Source organism: Mycobacterium sp. 1245499.0, assembly GCF_001673615.1.
Classification (GTDB): domain Bacteria; phylum Actinomycetota; class Actinomycetes; order Mycobacteriales; family Mycobacteriaceae; genus Mycobacterium; species Mycobacterium europaeum_A.
The window spans coordinates 1-12,180 of record NZ_LZMG01000335.1; the positions used below are offsets into that span (position 1 = coordinate 1).

The following is a 12,180-nucleotide window of genomic DNA, read 5'->3' on the forward strand; positions in this document are numbered from 1 at the left end:
GCACGAGGCAATGTAGGCCTCGCACAGCGGTGCGCTCATCGCGCCCAGCACCGCATCGTCGCCCATGGCCGGCCAGGACACTTGCGGCGGCGCCGTTGACCAGAGCGTGACCTCGCTGATCGTGCTGCTGGCCGGGTGGGCGAACAGATAGGTGTGCATCACCACCGGGCCGCTGATCACGGCGGCCATCCGGGTCGTTTCGTCGCTGGTCAGCGACGGAGACTCCTGCGGTGCGCGCTGCTGGCAGGCCCGCAGCGCGGCGACGGCATTGCTGAATGCCGTGGCCACGGTCGCACCACCGCGAGCGGTGTCCCCACGCCAGTGCAGGACCTGGGCCTGCAGTTGCCACTGCCCGTCGGGATGCTGGACCGTCGCGCGAGCCGCGACGGCCGAGTCGCGGGGGTCCTGCGGCATCGCCGGCGCCGCGCACAGCTCCTCGAACCGGAAATGGGGCCCCGGCGCCGAACCGGTCGTCTGCACCGCCTGGCCGGCCATGGGCGACGATGCGGTGCTGGGCGCGATGAGCGCACCGCTGTGCGAGGCCTACATTGCCTCGTGCCCGTAACCCCGAGCTGCGCTTTCGCCGGTAGAGTTGGCGCCGAAACGCCAACTTCTCAGGAGGACCGCCGGTGGCCCGGGTGATCGTGAGCGTGATGCCCAAAGCGGAGATTCTCGACCCGCAGGGTCAGGCGATTGTCGGTGCGCTCGGTCGCCTCGGACATCCGGGAATCTCGGAAGTGCGGCAGGGCAAACGTTTTGAGCTCGAAGTCGACGACAGCGTCGATGATTCGGCGCTCGCCGAGATTGCGGAATCGCTGCTGGCGAACACCGTGATCGAAGACTGGACCATCAGCCGGGAGACACAGTGACGGCACGCATCGGCATCATTACCTTTCCCGGCACGCTCGACGACGTCGACGCCGCCCGGGCCGCGCGCCGCGTCGGGGCGGAGCCGGTCAGCCTCTGGCACGCCGACGCCGATCTCAAGAGCGTCGACGCCGTGGTGGTGCCCGGCGGTTTCTCCTACGGCGACTATCTGCGGGCCGGTGCGATCGCCAGGTTCGCCCCGGTGATGACCGAGGTGGTGGAGGCCGCACGGGGTGGCCTGCCGGTGTTGGGCATTTGCAACGGTTTTCAGGTGCTCTGCGAGGCGGGGCTGTTGCCCGGGGCGCTGACGCGCAACGTGGGTCTGCACTTCATCTGCCGCGACGTGTGGCTGCGGGTGGCTTCGACCTCGACGGCGTGGACGTCGCGCTTCGAGCCCGACGCCGACCTACTGGTCCCGCTGAAATCCGGCGAGGGACGCTACGTGGCGCCCGCCGAGGTGATCGAGGAGCTCGAGGGCGAGGGGCGGGTGGTGTTCCGCTACCACGAAAACGCCAACGGCTCGCTGCACGACATCGCCGGGGTGAGCTCCGCCAACGGACGCGTGGTGGGTCTGATGCCGCATCCCGAGCACGCCATCGAAGCGCTGACCGGGCCGTCGGATGACGGCCTGGGCCTGTTCTATTCGGTGCTCGACGGCGTGCTCGCCGGCTGAGCGGAAACGCCTGCGGCATCGCGTAATTCGGCAAAGGACGCGCCGATGGCGTCGGTGGCCTCGTGCGGGTCGTGGAAAGTTTGATCGTCGGTGAGCACCGCGACGCCGAGCCGGTCCACGTAACTCCACACGGTGATGTTGACCGGGGCGCCGGGAGACAGCACGCCGGTGGAGTAGATCTCGCTGACGGCCGCGCCACCGAAGTGGCCCCGTTCGCGCGGGCCCACCACGCTGGACACCGCGACGTTCATCAGCTTGTTCGGCGCGTCACGCAGGCCCAGCCATCGAAACGCGGCGGGCGCCAACGCGGTCGGCAGGTAGGCCATCATCTTCCCGTACAGCTCCGGACCCAGGACTTCGTGGTCCTCCTTGGCGATCTTGGTGGCCAGGGCGACCAGTCGGGCCCGTTCCACCGGGTCGGCGACGTGGACCGGCAGCGAGATCATCAGCCCGCTGATCTCGTTACCGGTGATCCGGTCCGACTTGTCGGTGGCCGTCGGCACCGAGGCGATGATGGGGCGATCGGCCGCGCCGTCATAGGCCAGCAGCAGCGTGCGCAACCCGCCGGTCGCCATCGCCAGCACCACGTCGTTCACCGTGATGCCCAAGGCTTTTGCCGTCGCCTTGACCTCGGGCAGCGACAACGAGGCACTGGCGAACCAGCGCCGCGGCGAGACGACGTGGTTGAGGAAGGTCGGCGGTGCGTCGAACGCGTCGGCCAGGTCGGGGTGATCGCCGCGCTCGCGGGACCGGCGGCGCACCCGCATCATCCCGACCGCCGCGTCCCTGAGCAGCCCGGGCAGTTCACCGATCTGGCGGACGTGGTCGCGCGCCGCCGCGCGCACCAGCTCGGCACTGGACATCGTGACGCCGGCTTCGTCGTTGTCGCGCTCGTCGGTGCGCCCGTCGCGCAGGTCCATCGCGCGGGCCAGCAGGTTGACCGAGGCGACTCCGTCGGCCAGCGCGTGGTGAACCTTGCCGATCAGGGCGAATCGCCCACCGGCCAGCCCCTCGGCGAAATGAAACTCCCACAGCGGACGACTGCGGTCCAGGGGGGTGGATGCCACCTCGCCGATCACCTGATCGAGCTCGCGCCGCCCACCCGGGGCGGGCACCCGCACCCGGCGCAGGTGATAGTCGAGGTCGACCTCGCAATTCTCCTGCCACATCGGGTGATGCAGATGCCACGGGATGTCAACGAGCTTGTAGCGCAACGGTTCCAGCAGATGGAGCCGGCGACGCACGTGGCGGCGGAAGGCCTCGAATCCGAATTCGCCGTCGGCGTCGGTCGGGTCGATGACGGCCACCTTGAGGGTGTGGGTGTGCAGGTTGGGCGTCTCGCTGTAGAGCAGCATCGCGTCCATGCCGTTGAGTCGCTTCACAGGTCACCTCCAGCGGCCCCGGGCGCCGTCAGCCCAGGATCGGGAACCGGCGCTGCCCGGCCAGCCGCTTGAGCGCGGCCTCCATGACGGCGCGTACGTGGGCGTCGACCTCGTCGACGTCGGGGTCGTCGCCAAACTGGGCGGTGATGTCGATCGGCTCCAGAACCTCGGTGACGATCTTTGCCGGCAGGGGCACGTTGGGCGGGAAGATCACACTGAGCCCGAACGGGAACCCGACGCTGATCGGCAGGATGTCCATCCGCGCCTTGGTTAGCCCCAGCTTGCGGGCGAACCAGTTGCCCCGGGTGAGGAACAGCTGGGTCTCCTGGGCGCCGATGGACACCGTCGGCACGATGGGCACCCCGGCTTCGATGGCGGTCCGCACGTATCCGGTGCGGCCATTGAAGTCGATCGTGTTCGCGCTGAAGGTCGGCCGGTAGGAGTCGTAGTCGCCGCCCGGGAACACCAGTACCACCGCGCCGGAATGCAGGGCGGTGGCGGCGTTTTCGCGGCTGGCCTCGATGACCCCGAGCCGGCGCAGCCAGCCGTCCAACGGGCCGATGAACAGGCCGTAGTGGCCGAGGGTGTACACCGGCCGGTCGTAGCCGAAGTGTTCGTAGAAGGCGGGGGAGAAGATCAGCACGTCCGGGGTCAGCATCCCCCCCGAGTGGTTGGACACCACCAGGGCGCCACCCGAGGGCGGGACGTTGTCGATGTGTCGCACCTCGGCCCGGTAGTACCGTTTGATGGCCGGCCCGAGCACTCTGGTGACCTGTTCGGTGAAGGCCGGGTCCCATTTGGCGGTTTCGTGGTTGTCCGCCGCGTCCACACCGTTGCCCGTCATGGCTCCCCGCTGTCTGTTCTGCGCTCTTTGCTATTTGTTGCCGGTGTGACGCCGGCCTCAAACCTGGACCCCTGGCTAGCATATGTTACTCTCCATTTAGGAGAATGTCATATCCGTTTGCTGGGGAGCGAGCGAGCAGTGGGGGAGCATGTCCGAAAAGGTTCTGGTTACTGGGGGTTTCGGCCTCGTCGGGTCCCAGACGGTGCGGCGACTGGTTGCCGACGGCCATCGGGTCGGCGCGGCTGACCTCGGCACCGCCGCCCAGCGCAAGGCCGCGAACTCGCTGCCGGTGGGCGCCGAGGCGCACTGGGCCGATCTGACCGACCCGGCTCAGGTTGATCGCCTGCTCGCCGACACGTCGCCCTCCGCCATCGTTCACCTGGCCGCGGTGATTCCGCCGGGAATTTATCGCCAGCCCGCGCTGGGCCGTCGTGTCAACGTCGACGCGACAGTCTCGTTGCTGCGCGCGGCGCAATCGCGGCCCCATCCGGTGCGGTTCATCCAGGCGTCCAGCAACGCCGTCTACGGCGCGCGCAACCCCCACCGCCACGCCGAGCTGCTACGCCCGGATTCGCCGATCAACCCGGCCGACCTCTACGGCGCTCACAAGGCCGAAGCCGAACGCCACATCCGATCCGCGGATCTCGAGTGGGTCATCTTGCGCCTCGGCGGGGTGATGAGCGTGGAACCGGACGCGATGCCGTTCAGCGTCGATGCGTTGTACTTCGAAAGCGCCCTGCCGACCGATGGTCGCATCCACACCGTCGACGTGCGCGACGTCGCGCGCGCGTTCGCCGCGGCCGTCACCGCCGACGTCGCCGGTGAGACGCTGCTGATCGCCGGTGACGAGTCGCACCGCCTTCGGCAGGGTGAGATCGGCAAGGCGCTGGCGGCCGCGCGTGGTCTGGTCGACGTCTTGCCCGGGGGCCGGCCGGGCGATCCGGACAGCGACGACGGCTGGTTCGTCACCGACTGGATGGATACCGCTCGCGCCCAGCAGGTGCTGGAGTTCCAGCACCACTCGTGGCCGGACATGCTCACCGAGATGCGAGCCACCGCGGGGTGGCGGCGCTACCCGATGCGGCTGATCTCACCCCTGGCGCGGCGGTTCCTCAAGAGCCGTGCGGCCTACCGGGATGCGCCCGGACGCTACGCAGACCCGTGGGGCGCAATACGCGCCAAGCTGGGTGAACCGCGCCCGGATGCCCCGTCGGCCGACTAGCTCGGCGGAACTTCAGCCGGCCTCGCGCAGCAGTGACCGTTCCGTCGAAGGCAATTCGACGGACGGACTCAGTTCCTCGAAGAGCTCGGTGGCATCCGCGATGGTTCGGTCGACGAACGACGCGAAATCGTTGAACGAGACGTCGCTTCGGACCCATTGCGACTTGCGTGCCACCACGCCGATGCGATGCGGATCAGACGAGCCGTGCACGATCGCGGTGACGTGGCGGTCAAGACGGTTCCACCTGTCGGCGAAGTAAGTCAGCCAGGGGCGGTCGGCCGCCGGGAAGTAGCACCCCGGGCTGACCCGGATGATCAGCACGTCGTCGTGCGCCGGCGAGACCTCGAAGTGAATGTGCAGGCGCCGCGGAGCGCTGGTGACGAAGAAGTATTCGCCGTCGTGGTGGCCACGAAAATAACGCCGCCCGCGGGTGCGCAGGTAACGTTCGATTAGGTTCGCGCACAGCTGCTCATTCGTCATGAATAGATGTTGCGGCCGACATCTTTGTAGATGCTTGGAGCCAAGCGATGCGGCACCGAAGAATTCGTTGAGAATTCGCTGAGTGGCGGGCTACGCTCGGTCGCGCCGTTCCACGATCCCGGCGCCCGGACCCGGGACCGTACGCGGCAACGTGACCGAAAACCTGTATCGCTCGGGGCGATAGTGGAATTCCACCACCTCGAGCGGCTTGCCGTCATGGCCGTAGCTGGTGCGTACGAGGACCAGCACGGGTGAACCCAGCGGCAGGTTGAGGGCGCCGGCCACCTCCAGCGATGCGCCGGCCGCGTGAATCTCATAGTTGGCCCGCGCGACGGGAATCTCGAGTCGGCGCTCCCACATGGTGTAGGTGCTTTCCATCGCCTGGGCGGTCTGCTCGTCGGTCGCGCTCCTCAGCAAGGGCTCCACGGCCTTGCCCAATCCGGTTGGCAGGTAGGCGATCATCAGGGCGAGGGGTTGCTCGCCGTCCCGGAACCGCCTGTGCACACAGAGGACTTTCGACAGGCCGAGAGTTTCAGCGATTCGCTGCGGCGCATCTTCGACTCGGTGCGACAAGACGTCGACGTTCGGTGTGATCCCGGAGCCGGCCAGAACCTCGGTGATGGTCCGCACGCCGGGTCCGAGTTCTTGTTTGACCGGGTTGGCCACGAAGGTGCCCAGGCCCTGCTTTCGCACCAGCCATCCTTGGCGTTCCAGCAGCCCGACGGCCGCGCGCACCGTCACCCGGCTCACGCGGGTGCGGTCGATGAGTTCTCGCTCGGTGGGCAGTCGCGCGCCGCGGGGCAGGCGCTGTTTGACGATCGCCGCCTTGAGAGCCTCGGCGAGCTGGGTGCTGGCCGGCACGCTGCCGCGCGATATCCGCAGATCGGCGGCGTCGAGATCCAGCGCGTCGGGGACCACGAGATGTATTAAAACGTCTCGTCTCGGCGGGGTAAAGGCGGTACTGATCCGGTCGCTACGGCCGGTCGAGATCGATCCGCACCGTCAGCAGATCGGTGCCCAATGCGCGCACCAGCGAGCTGTTGAACCGCGGCAGGACGGCCAATCGGGCGACCGGGTCATCCTCGGGTAGCAGCACAGCAGTTCCCGATCGCCAGCGGCCGCGAATTCGGATGCGAACCCGGTTGTCGGCCTTGATGTTTCGGACGTAATCCGAGGAGTCGCCGTGGTCGGATACCAGCCAGAACGCTCCTTTTTCGAGCCGTCCTCCCACTGGGGTGCGCCGTGGCCGTCCGCTGACCCGGCCGGTTGTCTCCAGCAGTACCTGGGTGGGCAGACGCCGGGTGACCGGGTTGGCTACGTACCGATGAAAGCGGCTGACCCAGCGGCGTTTGCGGTCGGGGAGGGGTCCGTTCATGGTCATGGCCCCCAGCATTGTCGAGACTGGCGGTCTCGTCAATAGGAGCGCTAGCCTGCAGCTGTGACGGTGAACCGGCGGGCGCATACGGGCAGCCGACGCAATGAAGCGGCGGAGCGGGCAATCCTGGATGCGGCCGCGGACTTGTTAGCCGCCGCGGGCGGAGACGTTCAGATCACTGTGTCCGCCATCGCCGAGCGGGCAGGCGTAGGCAAACAAACGATCTACCGCTGGTGGCCATCGAAAAGCGCGGTGCTGCTCGATGCGATGGTGCACCGGGCGCAGCAAGCCGCACCGATACCCGACACCGGGCGCCTGGACGGCGATCTGCGCGCGTTTCTCAGCTCCACCTTTTCCGCCGCGGCCGTCCATCGCACGCTGCTGATGGGCGCGCTACGTGAGGCGCTGGGCGACGTTGCGACGATGGAGCGGCTGGCGGCCTTCACGGCGGCGCGTCGCGAAGAGTTGGCGCGGATAGTGCACCGGGCCGAAACCCGCGGTGAGATCGCACCGATGGACCGGCCCGAAATCGTAGTCGACCAGGTTTTCGGATTACTCTGGTACCGAATGGCTTTCGCTCACCAGCCGCTCGATGAGCAGGCCGCCGATGATCTGGCGGCCGCGGTGGCGGCCCAGCTTCGCACGACCCGGGAGGATTGACGTGCCGTTCGCCGTGGAGAGGTTCGACCACATCGTCTTGAATTGCCGCGACGTCGAAGCCACCGCCGCATGGTACGAGCGGGTGCTGGGCATGCGGCGTGAGACGTTCGGGCCCTCGCGCAGAACGGCGCTGCGCTTCGGGGAGCAGAAGATCAACCTGCGACCGGTCGGGGCGTTGGTCGACGACCCCGACTGGTTCACCGGGTCCGTCGAGGCGGCCGGTTCCGAGGACCTGTGCTTTGTCACGCGCGCCAGTCCGGATGACGTGCGCGCCCATCTCGGCGCGTGTGGGGTGGAGGTGATCGCCGGACCGGTGACCAAAGTAGGGGCCCTGGGCGAGATGACCTCGCACTACTGCCGTGACGTCGACGGAAACCTGATCGAGATCGCCGTCTACTAGGAGTCGGCCAGCGGATACAGCGCGGGAAGGTTGATCACGATCGCTTCCTGGGTGCTGCGGGCGATCACCACCTCGGCGGTGGTGTCGGGGTCGGGGTTTTCCTCCCGGTGGGGCAGGTACGGCGGGATGAAGACGTAATCGCCGGGTGCGGTGGCGATGCGGACTTCCTCGTTGCCATCGTGAAAGACGAACTCCGGGTTGCCACTTCGCACATAGATGGCGGTTTCGGATTCACCGTGGTGGTGGTTGTCCGAGGCCGATCGCGGCGACGCGTGCGTCTCACCCATCCAGAGCTTCTCCGCGCCGACCGACCGGCCGGACAGGGCGGCGAAGCGCCGCAGCCCCTCGGATTGTGCGGTATCGGAGCTGATCTCGGATGCCTTGATGTGGCGTACCCGGTTGCGTGCGACCGGCGTCGCTGTGTCGTCGAAGTCTGGATGGAACCCGTCTGCGGTGGCCATCGGTCAATTATCGTCCGTGGCGTCCCGATACGCCTCGAGCAGTCTGAGCCACAGCTCGCTGATTGTCGGGAAGCACGGCACCGCATGCCACAGCCGGTCGACCGGCACCTGGCCGGCGACGGCGATGGTCGCCGAGTGTAGGAGCTCGGTCACGCCCGGGCCGACGATGGTCATGCCGAGCAGGTGACCGCGATCCGCCTCCACCACCATCCGCGCGCGGCCCGTGTAGCCGTCGGCGTAAAGCTTGGCCCCCATCACCACGTCGCCGATTTCGACGTCCACCGTGCGGACCCGGTGCCCGGCCCGTTCGGCTTGCGCAGCCGTCAGTCCGACGGCGGCGGCTTCGGGATCGGTGAAGAAGGCCTGCGGCACCGCATGATGGTCGGCGGTCGTCACATGCGCGCCCCACGGTTTGGTGTCCAATGGCTTTCCCGCCGCGCGGGCGCCGATGGCCGCACCGGCAATGCGGCCCTGGTACTTGCCCTGGTGGGTGAGTAGGGCCCGGTGGTTGACGTCACCGGCCGCGTAAAGCCAGCCATCCTCCGCGGCGCCGTGGACCAGGCAGGTGTCGTCCACCTCGAGCCAGCTGCCCGGTGTCAGTCCCACAGTCTCCAAACCGATGTCGTCGGTCAGCGGGGCGCGTCCGGTGGCGAAGAGCACCTCGTTGACCTCCAACCCGGTGCCGTCGTCCAACTCGAGGACGACGTGGGATTCGTCCGGTCGGCGCAGCGCGCGAACCGACACCCCCATTCGCACGTCGACGCCGCCCTCGGTGAGGCCCCGCCCGATCAGCTCACCCACGAAGGGCTCCATTCGCGGCAGCAGTCCAGAGCCTCGCACCAGCAGGGTCACCTGGGAGCCCAATCCCTGCCACGCCGTGGCCATTTCGACACCCACGCCGCCGGCGCCGACGACCGCGAGCCGTTCGGGGACGGCGCTGCTATCGGTGGCCCGCCGGTTGGTCCATGGCCTCGCCTCGGCGAGGCCGGGCAACTCGGGCAGCGCCGACCGGCTTCCGGTGCAGATGACCACCGCATGCCGTGCCGTCAGTGCCAGCCGTTCGCCGGCGCCGTCGGTGACGACGACGCGGCGCGCGCCGTCCAATCGCCCGTGCCCGCGTATCAGGGTCGCGCCGATCCCACTCACCCAGTCGGCCTGGCTGCTGTCGTCCCAGTCGGTCACGTAACGGTTCCGTCGGCCAAAGACGCCCTCGGCGTTCAGCGGCCCGGTGACCGCATCCCGCGCACCGTCGATTCTGCGGGTGTCGGAAAGCGCAATCACCGGGCGCAGCAACGCTTTACTGGGCACGCATGCCCAATACGAGCATTCACCGCCGACGAGTTCCCGCTCGACCAGAGCAACACGCAGTCCTGCGGCGCGGGCGCGTTCGGCGGCGTTCTGGCCGATCGGCCCGGCGCCGAGGACTACGACGTCGAACTCTGCTGCCCCAGCTGCTGCCATGCTCGACGATCCTTTCGCTTGGTGGCCACGGCGCCGAGGGTGCACGCCGTGTTTTCATCGGAGCTCGATCAGCCGCTCGGCGAGCTCGCGTAGATCTCTGACGACGATGTTCGGCTGCGGCAGGCCGTCGACCGGCAGCGGTGCGTTGCCCCGCCGGGTGACCAGAGCCCCACCGAATCCGACACTCTGCGCACCGATGGTGTCCCACACATGTGCGGCGACCATCATGCAGTCAGCCGGGGCGATCCCGATCGTCTCGCATGCGTACTGATACACGGCGGGTGAGGGCTTGAAGACGCTGCGCGCATCGACGCTCAGTTGGTGTTCGAAGTAGCCCGCTAGCCCCGATCTCTGCAGAGCCGTCGGGCCATCCGGGTTGGGCGGGGAATTACTCAGGGTTGCCAGCCGAAAACCGTTGTCACGCAGCGCCGCAAGCCCCTCGGCGACATCGGAGTGTGCCGGCATGGTGAGCAGTCCTACCTTCAGGCGGTCCAGATCGTCGTCGGTGACGTCCACCCGGTGGATGTCGCCCAACATGCGCAGCACCCCCTGGGCGAGCACCGGAAACGTCACGTAGTGGCCGGCCAGCGTGATGGCCGTCGAGTACATGATCAACTGCGCAAACCATTCCCGCAGGACGCCGTCGTCGCCGAACAACTCGCCGAAAAGCGGTGCGATCGACTCGATATCGAGCAACGTCTCGTTGACGTCGAAGATCAGGACGGACGGTGATGCCATCGCTAGCGCTCGACGTTCTTTCGTTGGGGGATGTCCGGTCGGAGATACCCCACGAGGCACAACACAATCAACGACATCGCCGCCACCGGCCACCACAAAGCGAGCAGCGCCGCCGTCACGAACACCCCGAGGGTGATGAACGACCGCATTTGCAGCATGCGGCGCATCCGCGCTGAAACGTCTTGGTGGGAGGGCCGATCCACCGCTTCCCAGCACAGCGCCAGGTAGGTGATGTTGACCAGGACGAAGACCGCGGCGTACAGCGATACCGGCGCCGGCGCCAGCCTGCTGTCGGCTATCCACTCGGTGGTGAACGGGATCAGCGACACCGAAAACAGGTGCGCGAAGTTCGACCACACCAGCCGCGGGGTCGCTACCTGGGCGTAGTTGAACAGGTGGTGATGGTTGACCCAGACGATCGCTATGAACAGATAGCTGACCACGTAGCTCAGCCCGGTGGGCCACAGCGGAAGCAGGGCGCGAAAGCCGTGGGCGCTCGGTGGTCTGAGTTCCAACACCAGGATGGTGATGAGCACGGCGAACACGCCGTCGGAGAATCCGCGCAGCCGTTCAGGACTGGAGTCTCGTTCTGCCACCGCTACCTCCCGCTGCCCCATGCCTGAGCCGCTGTCAAGCCGACTGATGGTTCCGCTCCTGCACCACCCAGGCATTGCCGTCGGGATCGCGGAAGTTGGCAAAGCTCGCATAGTCACCCCGATGCGGGTCGGTACCCGGGAGGAATCTACCGCTCCAGCCGCCGTCGGTGTCCTTGTGACGTATCTCGCCGACGGTTATGCCGCGATCAGTCAATTCCGCGCGGCAGGCCTCGATGTCGGAGACCACGAGATAGAGGCCCCGCACCGAGCCACTCGGCGCATCGGTCAGGCCCACACCGAATTGGATCGAGGTGCCCGAGCCTTCGGGCGTCAATTGGATGACCCGGAACTCGGGGGTGGGTGCGTAATCGACGTCGAGGTTGAACCCGACCTGGTCCCGGTAGAACCGTAGCGAGCGATCGGGATCCGCGACGGGTAGGACGACGACTTCCAGGGACGCCCTCATGAGGCGCTCCGGTTCTGTCCTGACACCTCGTCCGTGTCGAGTCCACGGTCGACGCCGTGTGGGATTACGGTCTGGCCGGGTTCGAGCTGAAGTTGCTTACCGTCGAGGTGCACGTCGATCTTGTCGGGTTCGAAGGACACCAGATTGCGGACCCGCGCGACCTCCGTCCAAGCGTCCACATAAGACCATGCCGCGCGCTTGCGGGTTCCGATGTCATAGTAGGAGCAGATTCCCTTGTACGGGCAAAACGTCTGGATATCGTTGGGTTTCAGCGCGGACTCGTCGGTATCTTCGCGCGGCACGTACCATCTGGGCGCAAAGCCTGACTCATACAGCGCCAACGGGCGATGAGTGTCGGCGACCACCCGGTCGCCGTCCCGGACAACCAGATGCCTTGCGGTAGAACGAATGTCGATACGGTGATAGGCGTCCGCGGCGTGCCCGACGATCCGTTCCTCTTCCTCGTAGAACGCATCCATGGCGCGCCAGGCAAACGCCACCCGGCCCTCGAGAACGGCGGCATACGCCGGTAGCCCGGTGTGTTCCCACGCGCTG

General features: G+C 67.3%; 16 protein-coding genes and 1 pseudogene. 5 read left to right on the forward strand and 12 right to left on the reverse strand.

Features of this window, described 5'->3' with window-relative positions; all coding sequences use genetic code 11:
- Positions 1 to 495: pseudogene (locus A5646_RS20625) on the reverse strand (ATPase); the annotation flags it as partial.
- Between the two features lie 134 nt (positions 496 to 629).
- Between A5646_RS20625 and purS the strand changes: the two are divergent.
- Together purS and purQ are read left to right on the forward strand one after the other, a co-directional pair.
- Complete coding sequence (purS, locus tag A5646_RS20630; RefSeq protein ID WP_044487430.1) at positions 630 to 869, forward strand: phosphoribosylformylglycinamidine synthase subunit PurS; 240 nt, start codon at positions 630 to 632, stop codon at positions 867 to 869.
- On the forward strand, positions 866 to 1,540 hold the full coding sequence (gene purQ / locus A5646_RS20635) for a phosphoribosylformylglycinamidine synthase subunit PurQ (RefSeq protein ID WP_066878808.1): 675 nt from the start codon (positions 866 to 868) through the stop codon (positions 1,538 to 1,540). Before purS ends, purQ begins: the two co-directional genes overlap by 4 nt.
- On the opposite strand, the gene A5646_RS20640 is transcribed toward purQ, so the two are convergent.
- Positions 1,507 to 2,922 (reverse strand): wax ester/triacylglycerol synthase family O-acyltransferase, encoded by a 1,416-nt coding sequence (locus tag A5646_RS20640; RefSeq protein WP_197505247.1) that lies wholly within the window; start codon positions 2,920 to 2,922, stop codon positions 1,507 to 1,509. The two genes, purQ and A5646_RS20640, sit on opposite strands and share 34 nt — an antisense overlap.
- Positions 2,923 to 2,950: 28 nt before the next feature.
- A complete protein-coding gene (locus tag A5646_RS20645; protein ID WP_066865412.1) occupies positions 2,951 to 3,766 on the reverse strand; it encodes a lysophospholipid acyltransferase family protein in 816 nt (271 codons plus the stop codon).
- 148 nt (positions 3,767 to 3,914) lie between these two features.
- On the opposite strand from A5646_RS20645, the gene A5646_RS20650 reads away from it, so the two are divergent.
- Positions 3,915 to 4,988, forward strand: a complete 1,074-nt coding sequence (locus tag A5646_RS20650) for an NAD(P)-dependent oxidoreductase (RefSeq protein ID WP_066878811.1) — start codon at positions 3,915 to 3,917, stop codon at positions 4,986 to 4,988.
- Between the two features lie 12 nt (positions 4,989 to 5,000).
- On the opposite strand, the gene A5646_RS20655 is transcribed toward A5646_RS20650, so the two are convergent.
- The 3 genes from A5646_RS20655 to A5646_RS20665 all read right to left on the reverse strand — a co-directional run bounded on the left by A5646_RS20655 (position 5,001) and on the right by A5646_RS20665 (position 6,849).
- Entirely contained in the window at positions 5,001 to 5,468 is a 468-nt protein-coding gene (locus A5646_RS20655) for a YbjN domain-containing protein (protein ID WP_066878813.1), read from the reverse strand.
- A gap of 90 nt (positions 5,469 to 5,558) precedes the next feature.
- A complete protein-coding gene (locus A5646_RS20660; protein WP_066878815.1) occupies positions 5,559 to 6,386 on the reverse strand; it encodes a GntR family transcriptional regulator in 828 nt (275 codons plus the stop codon).
- Positions 6,387 to 6,441: 55 nt separating this feature from the next.
- The gene (locus tag A5646_RS20665; protein WP_066878827.1) at positions 6,442 to 6,849 is read right to left on the reverse strand and encodes a nitroreductase/quinone reductase family protein; all 408 of its coding nucleotides are present in this window, start codon (positions 6,847 to 6,849) and stop codon (positions 6,442 to 6,444) included.
- Between the two features lie 57 nt (positions 6,850 to 6,906).
- On the opposite strand from A5646_RS20665, the gene A5646_RS20670 reads away from it, so the two are divergent.
- Entirely contained in the window at positions 6,907 to 7,503 is a 597-nt protein-coding gene (locus tag A5646_RS20670; RefSeq protein WP_197505248.1) for a TetR/AcrR family transcriptional regulator, read from the forward strand.
- Position 7,504: 1 nt separating this feature from the next.
- Positions 7,505 to 7,903, forward strand: a complete 399-nt coding sequence (locus A5646_RS20675; RefSeq protein ID WP_066878818.1) for a VOC family protein — start codon at positions 7,505 to 7,507, stop codon at positions 7,901 to 7,903.
- On the opposite strand, the gene A5646_RS20680 is transcribed toward A5646_RS20675, so the two are convergent.
- From A5646_RS20680 to A5646_RS20705, 6 genes are all read right to left on the reverse strand, one after another.
- Complete coding sequence (locus tag A5646_RS20680) at positions 7,900 to 8,364, reverse strand: cupin domain-containing protein (RefSeq protein WP_066865426.1); 465 nt, start codon at positions 8,362 to 8,364, stop codon at positions 7,900 to 7,902. The genes A5646_RS20675 and A5646_RS20680 overlap by 4 nt on opposite strands.
- A 3-nt stretch (positions 8,365 to 8,367) precedes the next feature.
- Positions 8,368 to 9,825, reverse strand: a complete 1,458-nt coding sequence (locus A5646_RS20685; RefSeq protein ID WP_066878820.1) for an NAD(P)/FAD-dependent oxidoreductase — start codon at positions 9,823 to 9,825, stop codon at positions 8,368 to 8,370.
- 54 nt (positions 9,826 to 9,879) lie between these two features.
- Positions 9,880 to 10,563, reverse strand: coding sequence for a haloacid dehalogenase type II (locus A5646_RS20690; protein ID WP_066878822.1), 684 nt, complete (start codon positions 10,561 to 10,563; stop codon positions 9,880 to 9,882).
- Positions 10,564 to 10,565: 2 nt separating this feature from the next.
- The gene (locus A5646_RS20695) at positions 10,566 to 11,159 is read right to left on the reverse strand and encodes a TMEM175 family protein (protein WP_231998426.1); all 594 of its coding nucleotides are present in this window, start codon (positions 11,157 to 11,159) and stop codon (positions 10,566 to 10,568) included.
- Between the two features lie 34 nt (positions 11,160 to 11,193).
- Positions 11,194 to 11,625, reverse strand: coding sequence for a VOC family protein (locus A5646_RS20700; RefSeq protein ID WP_066878823.1), 432 nt, complete (start codon positions 11,623 to 11,625; stop codon positions 11,194 to 11,196).
- Positions 11,622 to 12,180: DUF427 domain-containing protein (locus A5646_RS20705; protein WP_156765666.1), on the reverse strand; the 559-nt coding region annotated here is incomplete at its 5' end. The genes A5646_RS20705 and A5646_RS20700, both read right to left, overlap by 4 nt.